This window comes from Shewanella aestuarii (assembly GCF_011765625.1).
Taxonomy (GTDB): Bacteria; Pseudomonadota; Gammaproteobacteria; order Enterobacterales; family Shewanellaceae; genus Shewanella; species Shewanella aestuarii_A.
On record NZ_CP050315.1, the window covers coordinates 22396 to 42789 of the forward strand.

Sequence of the window (20394 nt, forward strand, 5' to 3'; positions counted from 1 at the left end):
CCATGACTGCAACTATCCAACAAGATATTACCCAAACATTCGTCGAGAATGACAATGAAGCGAAGTTATTAGACGATTTGAAAAATCAGATGCTTAAAGCTATTCCAGATACTGCTAGTCTCTTCGAACCACAATATCGAAAAGATTTCGATTGGCGCACTCAGCGAGCGGCACCAGAGGATGAAGAAGCACGCGATGAACGTGCTCATAACGAGGAAATCCTTGCAAAGAGAGAAAATAAAACTGAGATAAAATCACCGCTGGTGGCCGAGTTAATCAATGCATTAATGAATAGTGTCGGTCCACAATTTAAGACGCAAAAATTACGACAAAATTATGAAGATGAACAAAAAGTGTTAGATATGGTTGAACAAGCGAAGCAGTTACAAGCAATGAACGATTTTGCAAAGAACAGACTTGAAGAGCACATGAAAGAGCATGGGATAGATACCCCAGAAAAGGCACTAGAAGCTTTCAAAGTTGATGGCCCAGGCTCATTTAAAGAATTAACGGAACAATATGAAGCAACGAACAAAGCCATAATGGATATTATGCAGGATGCATCAGCTATCTGTGCAAAAAATCCCTCTGCACCAGTCGAAATGTTAGAGCAAATAGGAAAATCCATTGACACGATGACTGAAAATATGCGGCAGATGCAAGAAACAGCCGTTAAAAATGTCATGAAAATGGTAGACAGTGTTGTGGCACAGTTTGCTCAAAAAGTAGGAGGCTAAGATGGGGTTATCAAGAAAGTAGGCGCTTGGGTCATTCGACCATCGATGTTCAACATGACCCCTGGTGCATCAAATCCGTTTTATGATGCACAAAACGCCATTAAAAAGGCCGCTGACGCAAAGCGAATTCAGGTAGGTGATTTAGATGAAACGGTGATTGGCAGAAAACACAAAATCATGGTGAGGGAATTGTTGAAAGTCCCAGAAGTCGAACGGATAGAATCAGCACATTTACAGATAGCCTTAGCGCTTCTTTATTTTATCGTATACGTGGTATCAGTTTCGCTATTTTTCTTTACTAAAACAACCATTTTCGAAAAAGTATCGACGCCTTTTGTCCAGCTGATAAATACAGATTTTGGGTTTGTGTATTATATCGTCCTGCTTTTTATCACGATTGCGATGGTGTCCCAAGTTATTAGTTCGCTTTGGCGGTCAACAATACTAAGACGCCCTGAAAGCTCGGTGCCATTCCCAGTTTATTTTTCTAATCCAAAAATGTGGCTAAATACCATATTAAGGGGAAGTAATGGATCAAAATGATTATGAAAAGGACGCCAAGGACACACTGGCCATATTTGTCATCTTAATAGCCGGTGCTGTAGCGTTAGTATATTTTGTACCAGAAACATACCAACTCCCATGGTATCTAACAAAGAAACTCGAATTTTACCTGATATTAGGCATTAGCCATATTGATGTTAAAGGCGTAATCGTCAGTAAGGAAATGTTAGAAAACGCGCACTTCATCAATGAAAAGCTAAATGAAATACCGATAGGTGATTTTTATTGGGAAGGGATGAATAACACTGACAAAGCAACGTTTCGTTATGGTCTAGTGTTTAATTTTATCCTGATTGGGTTAGGCGCAAAGTTAGCGTTAGCGAATAGCGAGAAATACAAAACCCGTCACAACCTTGAAAGTTTATTAAAATTCACAAGCGCCAAGTGGAGAACCCAACGCTACTTAATCAAGCATAATCCGCTTGAAGTCAGTGGTTATGACGCTACGAAGTCAAACTTCAGGGTAAGAGATAAGCCGATAGATTATTTGACTAAAAATGGTGTATTAGCCTTCGACGGTGACAACTACGCATTTAATCGTGTCGCTTTACAAGATCTCTACCAGAAACAGTTAGGCCCAGAAAACACAGGGCTAGAAGGGCTGAGAGATTTTGAAAAAGTCTTGTTTGCTGCATTTTCGCTTGTTTTGTGCTGTATCGATATTAAGACACAAAAAACATCAGGTGTGAAAGAATCTAAAGCTCAAGCCGAAGAACTGTTAGGCGATATGTCGTTTTACTATAACGACGAATACAGTTTAAAAGATGTCATGGCTAAGGCTAACAAGATAAACGCATATGCTATAAAGCAGGACAGAATCAAAAAGATTATGGCGAATCACGCCCATAATACAACGTTGCTCAGAGCAATGTTTGCCCAAGTACGAAAAGATTCGGGTGTATTTGCTGCTGCTATGTTTGGATTTATCGCATTAGAAGATAGGGTCCAATTCGTATCTTTATTTGATGAAGGTGCGCCAGAGTCTGCAATAGAAACCTATGCAATCGAGTTAAATCTACATTATGAGCAGCAAACGGGGCATAAATGTTTAATGATGCACACTGCGAGAATGGAAAAATATATCGATTTGTATTTGGCTAGAGCTCAGTTTAACAAGAAGAAATCGTTGACTAGCAAGTCGGATAAAGAAACTGGCCAAATTAAACAAGCGCCCATTATTTAGTGCATGTGTCGCATTGATTTCTGCGTAGGGGGGAAGGGAAGCCAACCCTATTTTTATTTGGATTGTTTGCCATATTTTTCCTCCAATTCCTTCGCAACGCGCAATCTATGCAATCGATGAAAGTAAAAATAGATCGGTCCAGCAATGACGAAGATAGATGCAATGCCAACCGTCGTCCGATAATAGAAGTAGCCATATTCACTGGCCACATACGCGCCAATAACTCCAATGAAAGTGGCTGGCAAAAAAGGCAAGAATGACATACCGCTTAACGGTTTATTGGTTATCGGAAAGTAACTAGACAGCAAAAAACCATAGATAGCAAAGACAAGCAAAAATTGGTACCAAATCTCAATTAAAACATCCAAAAAATCCACAAGCCGCGCCCTTCATTTTCAATAAAACTGCTCCAAATTGATTGTCGCATAGTGACAAAAATAGACAATCGAAAGGTGAGTATTTGACATGTTGAAAGCCCAAAGGTTTGGGCTTGAGATCAAAGGCTAAATGGCTCGTGGGTATAGGTGTCAATAATAGTGCCACTGGGCAATACAGAGATAAAGTGAGTGCGATTTATACCGGATTCTAAGAATGTGACCAGCGTGATATGCTGGCCACGAAATTGACCGGTTAAAGTAACTTTAAGTTCTTCTTTCGAATCACAAGCAACACGGGTCTGAAAATCCTTAATCAAATAAACCATATGCGCCTCTACAGAGTCAATTGAGCACGTTTGTCTTGATTTGCCTCATACAAATCTTGTAGGTCAAGTTCCTTGGTGGAATTGATCGCATGCACTTCAGCATAACTACTCACACTCTTTTGAAAGGATGGGTTAAAGTCGCGTTCTCTGCAAACAAATACAACCGGTGGTAAATCATCATGCAGGCTACTTTCTTTAGGTGGACTCGCCTCTAAATCGGTTAAGTAAATAATGCCGCCTGGTTTAAGTCCATTTGAGTTTTCTATGCAGTGCGAAATAGCGGTATTAATTGGGCCAGTGAATTCGGTGCCACCATTACCGCAGACATCAAGGTTATTAACGCAATCATCTAATGAGTCTTTTGTCAGTAAAAATGGCTTACCTCTAACAGCTGTGTCTGCTGCATAAACCCATACTTTTGCTGTATCGTCTTCCTCGACCATACCGACGGCAATTGAGAAAAAGTCAACCATCGTATCTTTATCTGAATAAAGACTGCCAGAGGTATCCACGATAACAATAGTTGGAAGTGTTTCAACTTCGCGGGGTTGCATGCTTTCTTCGTAAACCGCATACTCAACTCCCATGGATGCAGGGTCTTGGTAGAAAAGATCGGTAGGCATATCAGCATCCATTTGCCATTCTTCACCCTCGCCTACGATGATGTCTCTAATAACAGATTCGATTTTTAGCTTTGGTTTCTTTAACTCACCCAATGCGTATCCGACAGCCTCTTCAATGTGCTGGCCAGCCATTTTGTCTGCAAATGGGTTGTTTGCTCTGATTTCCTGAATACGCTGAAATGATTCCATAATTTGATCTTGAAAACGGTCTTTAATTTCCTGTAATTGATCAGCCGTAGCATCTTTGTTAATGCCAAGCTTATCCAAAACGCCATCCAAGCCATGCTCTTTTAACGTTTCGATGAAGTTCTCAACTTGCATTGTGTGATTAAGGGCAGGGTTAGGTTCCCGAACAAAATTACCAAGATTACGATATTGTTCCGTATCTGGGATCTTTGGGTTGTTGACACTTTGACTTTGTTGGCCTTGACCTTGACCTTGGCCTTGACCTTGACCTTGGCCTTGTTGTTGGCCTTGTTGTTGGCCTTGCTGCTGTTGGCCTTGTTGTTGGCCTTGCTGCTGTTGGCCTTGCTGCTGTTGGCCTTGCTGCTGTTGACCTTGCTGCTGTTGACCTTGCTGCTGTTGGCCTTGCTGCTGTTGACCTTGCTGCTGTTGGCCTTGCTGCTGTTGACCTTGCTGCTGTTGCCCTTGCTGCTGTTGCCCTTGCTGCTGTTGCCCTTGCTGCTGTTGGCCTTGCTGCTGTTGCCCTTGTTGCTGTTGCCCTTGTTGCTGTTGCCCTTGTTGCTGTTGCCCTTGTTGCTGTTGCCCTTGTTGTTTTTTCTTGTTCGCGTTTTGCTGATTAGCTTCGTCTGTGAGCATTGCACAAATTAGCTCTTCGGGAAAATGCCCGAACTTTTGCACTTCTTCATCAGTAAGACCCCAACCGCCGAGAACGTTTCGCAAATAAGTGCCGGGTTCGAGATTCAAATCTCGAATTTTATCCATGTTAATTCGGATATCTTGTGCAATATTTGCTATTTGAGCGTTGTATTGCGTACAACGAGTGAAATGATCACGACAAATATGATCAAGTTCATGCGTCAACATGAATAGGACGCCATCACTCTTTTTGCCCTGCGTTTTTGCTTCAGCATCAGCGGCTAACAAATTAATAAACGTATCAGCATGAATAAAGATGCCAGCTTGACAGGCAAATGCAGTAGAGCAAGTCGCAGTAACCGAGGGGTGATCATAGATGAACATTGGGGTTTTTTCGGCAATCAGCGATAGCAGCCCGTAAGAAGGAAGGCCGTACTGATCACTAGACGTTAAAACGTTTCGATATTTATTCAAAACGCCTTGTAATTTTGGTTGAGAATTTAGCGTATTTTGAGTGCTCATTGGGCTAATTCCTTATAGACTATTGTTTAGCGTAGGCGCAAATTCTGGGATGTCGCAATCTTCTAAATCGACTGCAATGGTTTGCGTTGCGGCATCAACCATTCTTGAAAACAATGTGCTAGCTGTTCTCTCGTGACCGACTTTGTTAAAAAGATCAATTGAGGTTTTGCCAAAAATTTCGATAGAGCTGACGTCGGGGCAGGCAAGAATAAACTTATCTAAGATGGCTATATTAGTGTCCAGCTCGGGTTCAGATGTTATCGCAGCAATAAATTCGATATAAGCTTTGTGAATGTCTTCATTGTTGCGGTAAACATGATTGTCTAATAAAAAGCTAATCAATTGTTGGTCAATGTACTCAGAACGTTTTGCTAATGGGTTATACAATGAATCAACCAGATTCTGTTTTATATCAGGGATGAAATCAGGGTCGAACAAGCAATCTAGAGTAGAAGCTAACTTTAAAGTAGAAGACATTAACCAAACGTCTAGTCTCGGTGGCAGTTCTGATTTTCTAACTTGTCGCGAATAAACCAACTCGTCCCTAAGAGATGAAATCATATTTGAACAACTGTTGAGATAAAACTGAGCCTCTTGGTCAGTTGTAGATTGAGAAATCATATACGCGAGCAGTTCAACCCTTTTCCACGGTTCTTGCTCAGAATCGATAATGGTAGAAATAGCGATATCATCATTCAAACCATGAGCACGCATCTCACTCATAAATTCGGAAGCTCTCAATTTAGACATCTTGATTCCTTGTAAATCTACTTATCATGTTATAGATTAGTATAATGTTCTCACGCTCAGAAAACAAATGTTAATGAAGCTCAATCTCGCAGAGGTGCAATATGAATCAATCTACAGACGGAATGCTATTAGGCCACTTGCCGAAGCAGATGTTAATTTCAGACATGTTCACAGAGTTTTCGCAAGAGGACCATTTAACATGTCCATTCGCAAATGCTTACGAGCAAGTAAAGGGTGTGCCATTTTTTAAAGGAAAATCGACACCGCTAACACTCGTCTATAACGATGACAGTAACTTCGAAATGGCTGAGACAACGCTAACTGTTGTCTCAAATATGACGGGGTATCAAATCGTAACAAACCCTGCCGATGTTGGACCAAAAACCATCCTGCATTTGAGACTAAATGCTGGTGACTATAATGCTACCTGCATGGCATTAGCCAGCATCTCGGCATCTCATCGCACAGTCCTTGAAATCACCAATTTCAATCAAATCGATGCGTTAACTTATAACGCGCTAGCGACATTAGTAGAACTGAAAATGGTCAACGGCGTCCATGTCGAAGGCGTCACTATTGTTTTACAAGAGAGTCGCAAAGATAAAGTTAATGAAAACGAGTATGCGCAAAAATTGCGTTCGTTAACTATGACTATCAATGAGCAGTAAGGGGGCGGTATGAAATTAGATGACAATAATGAATTGGCGATACCGTCTGTAAGCACAAAGCAACTGATCTCAATGCTTAAGCAAGATATGCTTGCCAATTTCTACACAGAAAACCCATCAACACCAGAGCAAAAAAAGCGAAACGAGTTGATTGAAGATGTTTATATGAAAGAATTTAACAAGCCATTCTTTTCGTATAAAGTCGAACCTCATCATGCTGCGGGTCGGCCTGGTGTGGGAAAAACAACTTCATTCATGATTGCAGGTGAATGGGCTGCAAAGCAGTTGGGGCTTAATTTCGTTCCTAATCCTGTTGGTGATTTTAAGGCTACTGAAAATGATTTCATCATTGTCACGCTTGAGCTGAGTGGCGAAACATCAAAAACAGTGGTGAGTGGTGTGCCTGTGGTTGTCGATGTAGAAGGTGAAAAATACACGCTATCTGCACCACCGTTGGCATTTGACAATCTAAAGCATGCTGGTGGCTCAATGCTATTGTTAGACGATATGCCAAACGCCCTACCAGGTATACAAAATATGTGTTTATCACTGATGGAGCGTAAAGGCTTTCAAAACATCAGCATCGGTGACAATACGTTTGTAGGCTCTACGGGCAACCTCGGCAAACTTGATGGTACCAACATTTCAAGCACCTCATCAGCAAACGCTTCACGCCGCCAAAATTGGATGGTGTTTGATACGGCTGAAGATTGGTGCAAAAGAGCGATGACAGCTAAAGGTGCGCCACATCAACGAGGTGACGCATATTTAGGTGAGTTTTTTGAACAAAACCCAGAGCTGTTTTCCACGATCACCAAAAGCAAAAATGGCGAGCCATTTGCTACACCAAGAACTTGGTCAAAGTTTTTGGGTTATTCACGGGTAGCCTTTGCACAGTACGAAAAAATGTTAGACACAGTAGGCACTAAGTCGAATGTGCATTTCGATATGGCTGAAATCATGCTTAGAGCGCAGTCGCTTGTTGGAATGGACGCAGCTAGCAAGCTAAAGGGTTATTATTTGACCATCACGAATAGTGTGATGCCAATTGCCAAAAAGCTGATCAGTGGTGAAGAGTTAAACACGGTGCAAAAGGCATTAATCAAAGAGCACGCGAACAAGGTTGGCAATGAAAGTGAGCTGTTCTTTTCTCAGCTAAACCGTACTTTAGGTGAATTTGCTGCTTTAGAAATATCAAAGAATGTAGAAAAACATCCTAGCGATTGGATAGCACAATCTAAATCAGCAATGGATAACTACACCGCTGCGTTAGTGAATAACATTTTAAAGTTAAATCGCCCAGACAAAATTGGTTCGAGTTTTGTGGCATTTTCTAATAAGTTAAGTACGTTGCATAACAGTGAAGATGTCGCGGAATTCTCAAAAGTGACTAATGCCCCGAAATTGAATCCGAATTTAGCGTTAGAGTTAATTAAATCATTTGCAACTCACCCTGAAACGCATGCAAAACTCGGTGACAAGCCAATCTGGAAGGTGTGTGGAAGTGATGTGGTGACTAACGTTGCCAATTATGAAACCGCAGACTCCAAAATCGCAAGCATACAGTCGCAACTTGAGTCATCTGATGTGGCTGAATTACTGAAAAATCAACCTGCATCGAAGCCGAAGAAGCCCAAGGCACCTCAAGAGGATTCCGACGCAGGTTTAGAGCCACCAGCGCTCACTATGTACTAAATTGAATCATACCGGTGAAAGCCGGTATTTTTTTTCAATTAAAGTTACTTTAAGGTTTTAGGTTTTTATGCTTTAATGTACTTATCATGTCCTATTTTTGTTGTTATCTGTTTGTGGAGGGAGGCTGTATGTATCAGTTTTTCAGGGGTTATAGTCAATTGCTGTCAACCCAAGCAGCCAACAGAAATTTATCGGGCATTCAAAACAATAATGCAGCAATTGCCGAACAAATATCGCATGTAGACCATGCACTAGGAGATATCGAGAAAAGACGCAGTGACTTAAAAAAATTGCAAAGTGACTGCATAGACAGAACGGGATCTCGCTGGGTTCATCCCATTGCAAAGGACTTATTACAGCGCTTCATTTACGATTTTCAGAGCGAAGCAACTAAGCAGTCTCACGCAGAATACCTCAATCGAAACTGTTACGATTATACGTTCACGCTAGAGCTCGCTGGGCGTTATATGCCAAATATTGCATTTCTGGCAGATCAACCCCGAATTTTTCCCGATTGGCTTCATCAGCATAACGCTCAGTTGTTTGCTGAGGTTCAAACTCACATCAAAGCAACGAAAGACAGGCGTGATTTTGCTTTGTTAAGCGCAAACATGCTCAAGATCAGACCACATTTGTCAGATAATGCATTTGCAACGTGCAAAGGTTTAGTCGATGAGATAAAAAATGAGATCACAAATTTTAATTATTTTGTATTGGCTAAATCACGTTCACTAGCGATTAAAAGGGAAGGTGCCAATATAAAATCTTTTGGTGATGTACCAGATGATTTCTATTTGTCGCAAAAATTCGCAATCAAGACTGGTTTCGATATCAATTTTAAAAGAATCGAGGATCTGTCTGCCTATTGTCGCGCTGTTGATCCGATGAAGAAGTTGGAAGGATCACAAACCCTGCCATTTGCTTTTATGGCATTTCCAGAGCGAATTATCGATATGGCAAACCGCGAAACGCTGACGGGATTGGATTTACTCGATGTCATTACTCGCCCATTAGACGGTCAGCCTGCGGCTGTCGATTGTTTGCCAGATATTCTCAAAGTGGACGATAACAAAACCATCGCACAAAATTTATTGAATTTGACGGTGAGAATTTAGCTATGGCAAAACTACCAATTGGAATAGTAGATACCAATCGAATTACGCATAATCTGATCAATCTGAGCAACCAGAGTGTTGCGCTGAGGGAAAACCGAAATTTAAGCAACAAGCTCAACTACATTAATGAGCGAGTTTATAAGCATAACCAAAGGATCGCTGGGCAAGCGTCATTTGTTGCGAATTATCTGGGGGGGTGCGTAAAAAACGTAGGACGAGCAATAGCAAGTGCAAACCCTGTGAGGCCGCATCTTGATGAACATACAGCTATACTTCGCATAGAGCCTATCTATACTAAAAAGTATTTGGACAATACGTATAATGGGACTTATCTACATTCGACTCAAGAAATGTATTCACACCACCGATTTCAGAATAGCTTTCCAAACTATACACTGGAAGAGAGCATTCAAAGTCAGCGAGATTGCTATATAAACGCATTATCGTGGAGCATGCTAGGTCACATTAAAACCAATGATATTGATTACATTGATGCTGCGGTAGATTTTGCGCTAAACGAATTAAATAGAGAGTCACAAAAAGAATTTTCGGCGCGTTTATCGCGAAGAGCTAAGTTGATTTCTGAAGACACGCTCAAAGAGGGCCATGAATGGATACAAGAGGTTTTCAAGTATCACGCACAATATGAAAGCGCCACAAGTGTTAAGCCACGCATAGAGTCAATCCCTGATATGAGTCTGATCGGTTATATTGCGAGAACGTTTGAATATGATTTGGTAAACCGCAAAAGGGTCACCAAAGAAGAGTCAACCGCGATTGCGGATGCGCATCACCCGATGCTCCACAATCAATTTAATATGCCAAAAACTGTCGAAAACCTGCTCCAACAATCTCAAAATAGCAACGCCAAAATACCCCAACCTTAAGCGAATTAACTTCGTGATCTCAAAAGGTGTATCCATTTACACCAGATTTCTCATCTCAAAAAAATATTCAGTCACGAATATTATTTTAATCTATTGATTTACCGTAATTAAATCAAATTGTCCCATGCGTAAGCTGATCGGATAGATGTTGTCTTTTTGTTATTTTTTGTTGAACCTAATTCACTTATGATGTATAAGTTACGTATATTGATATGAATGGTGGACCTATGGAAAACGAAAATAAATCTTCTGTGGCAAAAGGCCAAAAAGCTTCCATTAAGTTTGCAAGTCAAAATTCTCAAATCGCATTGAAGTTGATCATGTTCAATAAGCTACAAGATATGATCAATTTTCAGAAGAAACTCATCATCATCTTAAGTGCTGTGCTGATGGTTGCGTTTGCCATTATTGCTTATCAAGTCACCCGTCCCGATGCTGTAGCAAAATATTTCACCGTCGATCCTGCGGGGCGTTTAACAGAAGTAATCCCATTAAGTGAGCCAACGTTATCAAGAGCAGGTATAGGCGATTGGGCTGCAGATTGTGTACGTTCTAGTTACACGTTTATGTTTGCGACTTACAAAGAAGAATTAACTCGCTCTCTACAACGCTGCTTTACTAAAGAAGGCATTGTGAAATTCAAAGAGCAATTAAATCGAATTGGTGTATTAGAAGATATTGCTAAAGATAATGGCGCTAACATCACACAAGTTGATGGGGTTGCGTTAATCAAAAAAGAAGGCGAAATCGATGGTAAGAAGGCTTATTTGATAGAAGTGCCTGTATTAATTTCCCAGAAATACCCGAAGAAGGTGTCAGCAGCAAGACGATGGACGGTCATTATTACTGCGTTAAGAGTGGATAACACCGAATATGACAAGGGTATGGCTATTCACGTTTGGAACATGGAGCCAAGGGGTTAGACATGATCATGACCATAACGCGATTGCCGATTGTAATGCTACTGTTGACTACTGTGGCCATGGCAGAAACAACATCATCAAGCCCAACAGCTGACATCGTGTTACCGACTGAGGTGATTGTGGAACCCATACCAGCAGCACATGGAATAGTCGATAATGCTGTGATCCCAAACCAAATCACGCAACCCACACCCGCAGTACAATCTGTTCAAGTCGCCCCATCATCGGCACCAGTACAAACTAATCAAAATATTGTTAATAGTGGTAATTTCCCAAAAGCCGAGTTCAAAGAAAGTCAAGACGGTATCCATGAAGAGGCGATTATGGGATTGTTTGCAGGCATGACGCCAGAACAAATTAGACAAGTAAAATTGATGTCTGAAATGTTGTTAGAAGCAAAAAGCTCACAAGTAACACCATTAACGCCCTCTCAAGATGTCGTTGTTATGAATCTGAGTCCCGGAGGTCAGCCGCCAACAATTCGCACACGCGAAGGATTCAATACAGTGATTAGTTTCTTAGATACGCTCGGCAAGCCATGGCCAATAGAGTGGTCATTACCAGGTAATAGCGCTTACGAAGAAATTGATTCGCAAGGGGATAAGCCGATTACTCATACTATTGTTTTGAATGCCAAAGCAAAATACGAAACAACAAATTATACAGTGAAATTGCTAGGTCTTGATGATCCATTGATGTTCATCCTAGTGAACACTATTCACGGCACAACAGATTTTAAAATCACCTATAAAATTCCGAAAATCGGACCAAATACGGAATATGAATTAACAAACTCTGCCAATGGCACCGCAATTACGTCATCGACTAATTCAATACTCGACATCAACATTGACGAGCTAGATCAGTTTTTTACTAATCCACCGGCGAAAGCAAATGTGATCCCAGTGTCATTGCCGCAAATTGCTAGCGTTTGGTACCACAACGGATTTTTCATTGTAAAAACGAGGCATGAATTGGCTGAAGACTATGAGCGGATCACATATGGTCCAAATGGATGGAAGGTTTATGCGGTAAGAAATATTGACTATGAAATGGTGGTTGTGACTGAAGACGGCATGGTGCAAGTCGCGCTGCCTGCCGAACTGGTACATAACTACTCGACTATGGATTCCAAATCATGAAGCAATTTTTTCAAGGCATCAAAAAGGCGTGGATGACTCTGCCCGTCAAAGCGAAAAAAGTCTATAAATTGTCAGCTGTTGTGGTTGGGATATCCGCATTTTACATGTACAGCATGCTTACAGATGAAAGCGAGATGGGAATTAACTCTACAGTATCCATTTCAAAAAACCCTGACGCGACGGAGGTGAGTACCGATGAAGCCGAAATCGATTATGAGCAAGCGCAGTATTTAGTGGAACAAGAAGCGTCAATAGCAGAAAACACGAAAGAATCAGGTGACACTTACCTGCCGAATTTTAAGGTATTAGAGCAAGCATCAGGTGAGCCCTTAGATTTTTCAATAAATAAACCACAACCCCAAAAAGAAGAAGTGAAACCAGCACCTGTCGTTCAGCCCGGTGAAAGGGTATTTCCGACTGAAGACAAATCAAGAAATAAAAAATCCGATGAGCAAATATTGAGAGAGCAGGAGCGTATCGAAGCAATTGAGAGCCGGATAAATGCCTACGCAAGCATTGTATCAATAGTGCAAACACCTAAAGCGTCTGGATCGTTAGTGAGACACTATAAACCGATAGAAACTGCCAGTGGAACGGAAACGGGCGTTATCGGGCCAGATGGCCAAATCATATCAGTGGCCAATGGCCAAACGAGTGCAGCACCGACAGCGGTATTAAACAAGCTGACAACAGGTGATGTTGTGACAGCGAAAATCGACAACTACATAAACACAGATAACAGTTCGAAATTTGTCAGGTTAACGCTGTTAGAAGGTGAGCTTGAATCCGCAATTGTGATGGGCGAATTTCAACGAATAGATGGCGTTATTGTTATTACAACTAAAACGATATCCAAAAATGGCATCACAACGCCGTTTGAAGGTGTGGTTGTCTCACCCGATGGTCGAATGGAAACCGGTTTAACAACCGATACCGATTATCATACACTTTATCGCTGGTCAGCACTGGTATTTAGCGGAGCCTTAAAAGGCGCTGGCGAAATGTACTTAACACTTACTGATGAAGTAATTACAGAAAACGGCCAAGTCATCAAAGTCAATGAGCGTGATCCACTGGATATCGTCATGGGCGTGGCAAAAGGCGTTGGTGATATGACAGCCGAGATTGCCGCACAAGAATTCAATATACCGCCCACAGTTATTGTAGATCCTATAGAAATGCCCGTTGTTGGCATTATGCTCACATCGGATGCTGAAGCGCCTTGGTTTACCCAGAATATTCGCACCTACACCCAATAAAAGTAAAAAAAATTTAAAATATTTGTTCAAATTGTTGGTTTTTTGTTTTATATTTGAATGTACGTAACATATACCAGATAAGTGGGTTAAAGTGAGCGCAAACATAGAAGCGGGTAATTACCCCAATCATGATGATTACACAGACGACATTGAATTCGTTATCAATGATCAGCAATCAGGTTTGGATGATGTTGACGAAATAGACGTTGATATGGTGATGCCGCAAAAAAAAGAGGCTGCGCAAGAAGTGGCAGCAGAACATAACAGCGGCAAGACAGGCAAGAAAAAGCTGACTAAGAACCAGTTGGCGTTATATGTGGTGATCGGTGTCGTAGTGCTATTTGCGCTGTTGTTATTTCTTCAAATGCCATCAACGCCATCAACACCAGCTGCTAAGAAAAGCGGTGGGTTCCAAGCAACAGAAGTAAATGAAACCGTTGCAGCACCCGTTAAAGCTGAAGTTATCTTAGAGCTTGAGCAAGAAATTGTAGATTTACGCAATGAGCTAAAAAGTACAAGAGCATCTGCGAATGAGGCGTTTGAGTCTATTGCGGTCACCATCAAAAACCTTCAAGAGTCCAATCGTGAGATTGTCGCGCAGGTAGTAGAGATTAAAACGAGCTATGACGAGCTATTAAGTAACGGCAACAACAAATTTGTAGATCAGTCCAAAAAGCTCAATGCCATACAAAGTGAATTTAGAGCAGGCTTAGCAAAAGTGACGCAGGAATTAAAAGCGTTTAAAGAAGAGCAGAACAACAAATTAGACATCTCAAAGCGTAAACAATACGAAGTCATTAGTGTTGTAGCAGGCAAGGCGCTGATACGCGAGATAGAAAGTGGTAAAGAACTAAAGATCCAAAAAGGCACAGAGTTAAATGGTTTTGGAGCGATATCAGACATAGCCATTACGGGTTGCATCACATTTGATTCTGGCGAGCGATACACGCCAATCAAAGGCAGATGCCTTTAACTAAGGGAGCGAAAAGATATGGGAACCGAAGTCGTAGTGGGCTGGATACAAACGGTTCATGCTGCAGGTGCAGTGTACATATCATTCTTTTTTGTTGTAGGTATCGCGTTTGCGGCGCTGGTTTTCATAAACATAAAGCAGATGTCCAGTATGGGGCAAATGCAAACAAGACAGCCACCGTCAGTAACAGCAACGATAGCATGCGCAGTCGGATCGGCAATGGCCATTTACATCGCAGGTTGGATCAATGCGTTAGATGAAACCGTTTTTTCAGGGGTAATCAGTTTAGGAACTAACGACCCTTTATCTTGGAGAGTTGATGACACTGTTAATCCAGGAGGCAGTCATGAAGAAGTGATTAAATTGTTTTTAAAAACAGTGATTAAGTTTTTTGGACTAATTGGTATCGGAAACTCAATTAACTGTGTTTTGAAAATTGGTTCTCAGCATGAAAAAGAGGATACAAAGAAGAAGGCAGTATTTTTTGCCCTTGCCGGAGTAGCCTTCATGAGAATTGAAGCAACAACAAAACTGGTCGCAGAACTTGTACCATTCCTCGATGGTATAGCAGAAATTTTGGCATAGGAAACAATATCATGAACAAATTAACTAAGTTACTCAGCAACGCTCGCATTAAATACTATACATTTTTTGCACTCATCTTGGCACCGAATATGGCTCACGCAGAAGAAGTGAAAGGCGTACAAAAGGTGTTAAAAAATCTTATGGGTCTATTTGAAGTGGGCGCACAAGCTTTGATTAGTGGCTCATTCCTAATCGGACTGGGGTTTGCAGCGATGGCATTCTTCTTGTTCAAAGGAGCAGGGGAACCAAACGGTCAAAACAAAGGTGTTTGGTTCTCAATTATTCTGTGTGCTGTCGCAGCAGGCGGTTTAATGTACCTTGGCGCCTCAGCTTACTTGTTCGGTGACACACTACTTGGTGTGGACGGTACTGCCGACTCAGTAGACAAGTCTAAATATGGCCTGTAAGCCGCAGTCAAGGGGGATATTATGAAGTTACTACGTTCTAAATTGTCGGTTGCTCGTAATATCCCATTAGACCGAGGACAATTATTGTTAAACCCAAAAGAAGTTGCCAAGGCTCACAAACGCGACAAGGGTAAATGCCTATTTTGTGGGTGGCAAGAACGAGCGAAAGGTATGTTGCGCTTTGTCTCAGTCAGTGGCGTTTATGATCAAGATGTACAGGCGAATAAAATAGCCAGTGCATGTGAGATTTGCTTTCAATCGTCACGGCTGGGATATGCAGCATACGCTTCAGCTGGGCAGGTGATGTATTGCCCAGAATTGCAGCAAAAAGACATTAATGCGTTAGCAAGAATTTATTTCTCGCTACCCAATAGCGAAGTCACCAGTGATGAGTATTCTGAACTCATGAACGGCTTTGTTTGTTTAACAACTTATTTCGATAGTCGATGCCACGAAACGCCAATATACCTTAATATTCAGGGGTATAGTCTAGAGAGTCTTGCCAATAGCTTATGCGAGATGGATGACGATCTGTATGACAAAAGAGCATCGTATTTCGCTAAGTTGAGATATTGGCCAAACATGACTTATTTGCAAAGACATGCTGGAAATCAGTGGGATTACATTGCAAAAATCAATTCAACCCAAAATTGGCCGTTAATCAAAAAGCAAATTGAAACTTTTGCCAATGAAACTTGCACTCTTTGATGAATCAGACCACACCAAGCCCTTTTGGTTGATTGATTCAGAATCAATATCAAGGGGGCAAACAGTAGCGAATATCAAAGAATCAATACTGTTCACTAACCTATCTGCGGTCGATGCCATCTTATTGCAATCACGATTAGAAGATAGCGAAGTCTTATCAACTGACTTTTTCGATGATGATATCTGTACGCTCTATTACGAGTTAACCGGCAAGTCTCTTGATTTAACAGATCTCACAGATATGTCTTATCTATTTAAAGTTATTTTAAATGCGCATCAAAAATTAACTGCTAGTCAGTGTAGCGCCAATGACAAGCACGAAGAAATTGAGCCGAAATTAAGTATCACAAAGTATTCAAAAAATTACTTTAGTGATGAGTGCAAGGGCGCAATCAGTAAAACGTTGAGATTCACCAATGCGGAGGTATCTCATTTGTTGTCAGAGATTGAATTCGATGCAGGACGATTTAAAAAGCAAGACATCAACTCATTGCCGAGTTTTCGAAGCTTTGATAACGAAATTGCAGGTTATTACACCGATCCAACCAAATACTATTATGCAAAAGTGCAACTAACGGAACGCCTCGACCACTTGAACGTTTATTTCCAGTTTAATCGCAACATGCAAGCGATAGTGCCGAAGTCGCTTTTGTTGACCATGGCCGAGTTGGTGAAGAGTGAAATCAGAATTTTAGAGCTTTATGAGTATCAGAAAAGCGCTCATGAACAGCAAGACTATTTACCTGCCAAATTAGAAATGAAGTCAATGATTGGGTGGATGAGCACAGGCATTATCAATCGCATGTTTTGTCGGGCATTAGCAGTACGCAGGTGCGCATCATCCGTTTTTTATCATGACATGATGAGAACGATGACCACGATAAGGGCTGAAAAACTCAGAAATGCAGGGATCAAAATCAGCTCGATAGGTCCATTTGAAATAAATTGCTCAGTTAAAAAGGGTGAGATGGAACTACTGAGTCAACGGGCATATGAGGTCGGATTATATGTTGCCAGATGAAGTGATCGCGTTAATAAAAGACGAACTGACATTGCGAGAGATGCAAGACACGGAATTAAAGCTGATGGTCGAATTAATGGATAGTCGAAATGAAAGTGCTAACCATGAAAACGTCATAACGATTGCCTTGGCGAAGAAAATCGAAGAATTAGAGGGAATACAGTCATGATTATTGATAAATTATTTAAATTTGCCAGCTCATTTAGAAACGAGCATGCCTTTAATTATTTAGATCTTTGCCACAACACCGAGGCAAATATATTGGTGACAGATACGGGTGCGCTGGTCACCGTATTTAAAATCAATGGACTACAAGCTATACCCGGTGAAAAAGAGTGGAAAAACGCAGCAAATAACTTGTTGTCAGCGTTCCAAACTATTTTCAAATCTGATGGTGTCACGGTTCAGTGGGTCTATGAAAAAGATGATAATCAGACGCAAAGAGAGTTAATTCGTCATACAAGGCCGTCTGTCGATGCGATGAAGGCCATCGGGCTGGACTTGATGGACATCTATCAAGAAAACATCAAGGTCAATCGAGACTGGGTGTGTTTTGAATCGTCGCACATTGCGATTTGGTCAGATTTCCGCTTAATCGAACCGCAGCTGCTCAAAAAGCGGCTAAATGAAAATGCGACAAAGGCTGCGGATATCGAGTTATTTTTATCGGACGTACCCAATGTGTTTGTTGCTATCAACGAGCTGATAGTGAAACACAAAAGTATTGTTGAAGAATTTATGTACAATCTTGGCAGAGCAAAAATCCTTGCTAAGACACTAAACTCAGAAGATGCCTGTAACGTGATTAAGGTGCAATACGATAAAGAAGCATCGCCTTTATGGAAGGCTCAGTTGATTGGTGAGTTGCGGCATATCAAAGCGCCCAAGAACGGCGAGCCCAATAATGACGGAAGTGAGCTTTTTTGGACAAAATTAAATGAACAGATTGCGAGTAAACCCTTTGAGTATAAGAACGCAGGACAATTGCAGATTGGACAGATGCTTTACAAAAGCGGGATGATAGAAACGTTTCCGATAACCGTGAAACCGTTTCGATCTTTAGTTGAGAGTATTGATTCGAACCTACCATTTCGCATTTCATTTAAAATCATGTCAGGAAAAGGTTTTGATTGGTCATTAAGACAGAATTTGCTGGCATTCACTTCATTTCTCAGCTCAGATAATTCGCGTGTACAAGCAGAAATGCATAATTTAGAGCAAATGAGTGAAACAGACCCTTTTGTGCGTTTTGCCGTTTCATTCACAACATGGGCAAAAGAGCCTGAAACGTTAATGTATAACTACTCCCGATTAGACCAAGCCATTCAAGGTTGGGGCGTGTCTCAAACATTGGAAGACAAGAGTGACGAAATGGAGCTCTATACAGACACAGTGATTGCAGGCAAAGCGAAGACCAGTGCAACGCAAACCTATGTGCCAATCAGCGAATGCATTAAATTCATGCCGATAGACCGAACCGCAAATATCTGGGATAAGGGCTTTTTACTGTTCAGAACGCTACAAGGTGTATGCTTCCCATGGACGCCGATCAGCCCGATCATGAAACCCTCAATAGAATTGTATATAGCGCGTTCAAGACAAGGTAAGTCGGTACTGAGCAATTCAATATTAGCTGCATTAACACTCTCCCCTGGCAACAAGATATTGCCACTTGCGGCAACCATCGATGTGGGACCATCGTCAATTGGTATTCACAAGATGATCAGAGATAGATTGCCTGACAGCGAAAAGCATAAGGTCATTACATACGTTTTGAGTTTAGAAGGCGATGATTACATCAATCCTTTTGAGAAAAATCCGTGTCTGGATACGTTATTTATGCACCAACGAGCTTTCGTTGCTGGATTTCTGTTGCTGCTATCTCAAAACTCACGAGGCGAAATGCACGAAAATATGGAAGGTTATGTCGATGCATTGATCGAAGAAGTTTATCAATATAAAGCCAGTGAGGGCGCGACAGCATACAACGCAGGCATTTTACCAGAGGTTGACCAATGGATTGCTGAAAATGACTTTAAATTGTATGAAGATACGAAATGGGTAGAGATTGAAAAAGCGCTAGGTGATGCAAACGAATGGAAATTGGCGCAAGAGTGTTGTGTGCTCTCGTCGCCAGTGCTGAATGACTTTGTTACCGTGGCAAATCAATCAGGGTCATTGCTTCGCATGTATGGAGATAGCAACGATCCAAGCTCTCCCAAAAAAGAATTCGTGTTGCGCATGACAGAATCTGCGAAGAAATACCCGATTTTTACAAGTCATTCCACGTTGAACTTTAGAGCTGCACGATTAAGAAGTATCGATTTGCAGAACGTGATCACCAAAGATGAAATCATTGGCCCAAGACAAAATGGCATCATGTTTATGCTGGCGCTGTATTTGGGGAGCGGCGATTTCTTTATGAATCCAGATTGTTTAAAAGCGGTTGATGCAAAATATTTGGATCACTACAAGCAAGTCGTTAAAGAAATACGTTCATCGCCATGCCGACTTTTCATGGATGAATTTCACCAATGTAGCGGCTTAAGACAAACGGTAGTGAATGTTGAGCGTTATATGCGTGAAGGCGGCAAGTGGGGGATTAATAGCGCCTTGGCGTCACAAGAAGCGGGTGACTTCACGCCGACGATGATCAGACAAGCGACCAGCTACTTTTTCTTAGGTGGTAACTCGATTGAAGCCGTGAAAGCATTAAAAGACCAGTTTAGTTTAAGTCATTCTGATTTTACGGTGCTAACGGATAATACGGTTCATGGTCCCAAAAAGGGCGGCAGTTCTTTATTGTATGTTTATAAAACAAATGAAGGGCAATTCAGTCAAGTGCTTAAGTTTCCTGTTGGCCCACAAATGCTTTGGGCAAATAGTAGTAACCCTGATGATTTAATCATTAAAGATGAGATTAATGCCAAAATAGGGTCAAATCGTGGCCTGTCACTGTTGGGTGAACTCTATAACGGCGGTACAGCAGAAAGTGAAATCCAACGCAGAAGAAGCGATGAAAACACGGTGAGCAAGGATATCGTTAAAGATGTGATCGACGAAATATTAGAGGTTGCAGCAAGAAGGGGTATCCCATTTTTGACTTAAAG

Annotated in this window: 20 protein-coding genes; 17 read left to right on the forward strand and 3 right to left on the reverse strand. The window is 41.4% G+C overall.

What is annotated here, in order from left to right; genetic code table 11:
* Positions 1 to 2: 2 nt before the first annotated feature.
* Genes HBH39_RS18700 through HBH39_RS18710 form a run of 3 tightly spaced genes read left to right on the forward strand, consistent with a single transcriptional unit; the run spans position 3 to position 2484 of the window.
* A complete protein-coding gene (locus HBH39_RS18700; protein ID WP_167680335.1) occupies positions 3 to 737 on the forward strand; it encodes a hypothetical protein in 735 nt (244 codons plus the stop codon).
* Positions 738 to 791: 54 nt separating this feature from the next.
* Positions 792 to 1280, forward strand: coding sequence for a hypothetical protein (locus tag HBH39_RS18705; protein ID WP_167680336.1), 489 nt, complete (start codon positions 792 to 794; stop codon positions 1278 to 1280).
* Positions 1267 to 2484 (forward strand): hypothetical protein, encoded by a 1218-nt coding sequence (locus tag HBH39_RS18710; protein WP_167680337.1) that lies wholly within the window; start codon positions 1267 to 1269, stop codon positions 2482 to 2484. Before HBH39_RS18705 ends, HBH39_RS18710 begins: the two co-directional genes overlap by 14 nt.
* 53 nt (positions 2485 to 2537) lie before the next feature.
* Here the strand turns inward: HBH39_RS18710 and HBH39_RS18715 are convergent, their stop codons facing one another.
* From HBH39_RS18715 to HBH39_RS18725, 3 genes are all read right to left on the reverse strand, one after another.
* Positions 2538 to 2861, reverse strand: coding sequence for a hypothetical protein (locus tag HBH39_RS18715; protein WP_167680338.1), 324 nt, complete (start codon positions 2859 to 2861; stop codon positions 2538 to 2540).
* 334 nt (positions 2862 to 3195) lie between these two features.
* Positions 3196 to 5151 (reverse strand): VWA-like domain-containing protein, encoded by a 1956-nt coding sequence (locus HBH39_RS18720; protein WP_167680339.1) that lies wholly within the window; start codon positions 5149 to 5151, stop codon positions 3196 to 3198.
* Positions 5152 to 5163: 12 nt separating this feature from the next.
* Positions 5164 to 5901, reverse strand: a complete 738-nt coding sequence (locus HBH39_RS18725) for a hypothetical protein (RefSeq protein ID WP_167680340.1) — start codon at positions 5899 to 5901, stop codon at positions 5164 to 5166.
* A gap of 101 nt (positions 5902 to 6002) precedes the next feature.
* Between HBH39_RS18725 and HBH39_RS18730 the strand changes: the two genes are divergently transcribed.
* The 14 genes from HBH39_RS18730 to HBH39_RS18795 all read left to right on the forward strand — a co-directional run bounded on the left by HBH39_RS18730 (position 6003) and on the right by HBH39_RS18795 (position 20392).
* Positions 6003 to 6569 carry a hypothetical protein gene (locus HBH39_RS18730; RefSeq protein ID WP_167680341.1) on the forward strand — a complete coding sequence of 189 codons (567 nt, stop codon included), beginning with the start codon at positions 6003 to 6005 and terminating at the stop codon, positions 6567 to 6569.
* 9 nt (positions 6570 to 6578) lie between these two features.
* Positions 6579 to 8264: a hypothetical protein gene (locus HBH39_RS18735; RefSeq protein WP_167680342.1), complete on the forward strand. Its 1686-nt coding sequence runs from the start codon at positions 6579 to 6581 to the stop codon at positions 8262 to 8264.
* Between the two features lie 128 nt (positions 8265 to 8392).
* The gene (locus HBH39_RS18740) at positions 8393 to 9379 is read left to right on the forward strand and encodes a hypothetical protein (RefSeq protein WP_167680343.1); all 987 of its coding nucleotides are present in this window, start codon (positions 8393 to 8395) and stop codon (positions 9377 to 9379) included.
* A 2-nt stretch (positions 9380 to 9381) separates the two neighbouring features.
* The gene (locus HBH39_RS18745; RefSeq protein ID WP_167680344.1) at positions 9382 to 10266 is read left to right on the forward strand and encodes a hypothetical protein; all 885 of its coding nucleotides are present in this window, start codon (positions 9382 to 9384) and stop codon (positions 10264 to 10266) included.
* A gap of 227 nt (positions 10267 to 10493) precedes the next feature.
* Complete coding sequence (locus HBH39_RS18750) at positions 10494 to 11189, forward strand: DotI/IcmL/TraM family protein (protein WP_167680345.1); 696 nt, start codon at positions 10494 to 10496, stop codon at positions 11187 to 11189.
* 2 nt (positions 11190 to 11191) lie between these two features.
* On the forward strand, positions 11192 to 12331 hold the full coding sequence (locus HBH39_RS18755; RefSeq protein ID WP_167680346.1) for a DotH/IcmK family type IV secretion protein: 1140 nt from the start codon (positions 11192 to 11194) through the stop codon (positions 12329 to 12331).
* Positions 12328 to 13590, forward strand: coding sequence for a DotG/IcmE/VirB10 family protein (locus HBH39_RS18760; protein ID WP_167680347.1), 1263 nt, complete (start codon positions 12328 to 12330; stop codon positions 13588 to 13590). Before HBH39_RS18755 ends, HBH39_RS18760 begins: the two co-directional genes overlap by 4 nt.
* 91 nt (positions 13591 to 13681) lie before the next feature.
* Complete coding sequence (locus HBH39_RS18765) at positions 13682 to 14563, forward strand: coiled-coil domain-containing protein 22 (protein WP_167680348.1); 882 nt, start codon at positions 13682 to 13684, stop codon at positions 14561 to 14563.
* An 18-nt stretch (positions 14564 to 14581) separates the two neighbouring features.
* The gene (locus HBH39_RS18770) at positions 14582 to 15148 is read left to right on the forward strand and encodes a hypothetical protein (RefSeq protein ID WP_167680349.1); all 567 of its coding nucleotides are present in this window, start codon (positions 14582 to 14584) and stop codon (positions 15146 to 15148) included.
* A gap of 11 nt (positions 15149 to 15159) precedes the next feature.
* A complete protein-coding gene (locus tag HBH39_RS18775; protein WP_167680350.1) occupies positions 15160 to 15555 on the forward strand; it encodes a hypothetical protein in 396 nt (131 codons plus the stop codon).
* A gap of 21 nt (positions 15556 to 15576) precedes the next feature.
* The gene (locus HBH39_RS18780; protein WP_167680351.1) at positions 15577 to 16263 is read left to right on the forward strand and encodes a hypothetical protein; all 687 of its coding nucleotides are present in this window, start codon (positions 15577 to 15579) and stop codon (positions 16261 to 16263) included.
* A complete protein-coding gene (locus HBH39_RS18785) occupies positions 16244 to 17284 on the forward strand; it encodes a hypothetical protein (RefSeq protein ID WP_167680352.1) in 1041 nt (346 codons plus the stop codon). Before HBH39_RS18780 ends, HBH39_RS18785 begins: the two co-directional genes overlap by 20 nt.
* The gene (locus HBH39_RS18790) at positions 17271 to 17453 is read left to right on the forward strand and encodes a hypothetical protein (RefSeq protein WP_167680353.1); all 183 of its coding nucleotides are present in this window, start codon (positions 17271 to 17273) and stop codon (positions 17451 to 17453) included. The genes HBH39_RS18785 and HBH39_RS18790 overlap by 14 nt, the downstream gene beginning before the upstream one ends.
* A complete protein-coding gene (locus tag HBH39_RS18795; RefSeq protein WP_167680354.1) occupies positions 17450 to 20392 on the forward strand; it encodes a hypothetical protein in 2943 nt (980 codons plus the stop codon). Before HBH39_RS18790 ends, HBH39_RS18795 begins: the two co-directional genes overlap by 4 nt.
* Positions 20393 to 20394 lie beyond the last annotated feature (2 nt).

Bases quoted from the DNA above. Each gene is read 5' to 3' on its own strand.
- HBH39_RS18790 (WP_167680353.1), top strand. From the start codon at position 17,271: ATGTTGCCAGATGAAGTGATCGCGTTAATAAAAGACGAACTGACATTG.
- HBH39_RS18720 (WP_167680339.1), bottom strand. From the start codon at position 5,151: ATGAGCACTCAAAATACGCTAAATTCTCAACCAAAATTACAAGGCGTT.
- HBH39_RS18725 (WP_167680340.1), bottom strand. From the start codon at position 5,901: ATGTCTAAATTGAGAGCTTCCGAATTTATGAGTGAGATGCGTGCTCAT.
- HBH39_RS18740 (WP_167680343.1), top strand. From the start codon at position 8,393: ATGTATCAGTTTTTCAGGGGTTATAGTCAATTGCTGTCAACCCAAGCA.
- HBH39_RS18730 (WP_167680341.1), top strand. From the start codon at position 6,003: ATGAATCAATCTACAGACGGAATGCTATTAGGCCACTTGCCGAAGCAG.
- HBH39_RS18700 (WP_167680335.1), top strand. From the start codon at position 3: ATGACTGCAACTATCCAACAAGATATTACCCAAACATTCGTCGAGAAT.
- HBH39_RS18770 (WP_167680349.1), top strand. From the start codon at position 14,582: ATGGGAACCGAAGTCGTAGTGGGCTGGATACAAACGGTTCATGCTGCA.
- HBH39_RS18750 (WP_167680345.1), top strand. From the start codon at position 10,494: ATGGAAAACGAAAATAAATCTTCTGTGGCAAAAGGCCAAAAAGCTTCC.
- HBH39_RS18775 (WP_167680350.1), top strand. From the start codon at position 15,160: ATGAACAAATTAACTAAGTTACTCAGCAACGCTCGCATTAAATACTAT.
- HBH39_RS18745 (WP_167680344.1), top strand. From the start codon at position 9,382: ATGGCAAAACTACCAATTGGAATAGTAGATACCAATCGAATTACGCAT.
- HBH39_RS18760 (WP_167680347.1), top strand. From the start codon at position 12,328: ATGAAGCAATTTTTTCAAGGCATCAAAAAGGCGTGGATGACTCTGCCC.
- HBH39_RS18705 (WP_167680336.1), top strand. From the start codon at position 792: ATGACCCCTGGTGCATCAAATCCGTTTTATGATGCACAAAACGCCATT.
- HBH39_RS18780 (WP_167680351.1), top strand. From the start codon at position 15,577: ATGAAGTTACTACGTTCTAAATTGTCGGTTGCTCGTAATATCCCATTA.
- HBH39_RS18795 (WP_167680354.1), top strand. From the start codon at position 17,450: ATGATTATTGATAAATTATTTAAATTTGCCAGCTCATTTAGAAACGAG.
- HBH39_RS18785 (WP_167680352.1), top strand. From the start codon at position 16,244: ATGAAACTTGCACTCTTTGATGAATCAGACCACACCAAGCCCTTTTGG.
- HBH39_RS18710 (WP_167680337.1), top strand. From the start codon at position 1,267: ATGGATCAAAATGATTATGAAAAGGACGCCAAGGACACACTGGCCATA.
- HBH39_RS18735 (WP_167680342.1), top strand. From the start codon at position 6,579: ATGAAATTAGATGACAATAATGAATTGGCGATACCGTCTGTAAGCACA.
- HBH39_RS18755 (WP_167680346.1), top strand. From the start codon at position 11,192: ATGATCATGACCATAACGCGATTGCCGATTGTAATGCTACTGTTGACT.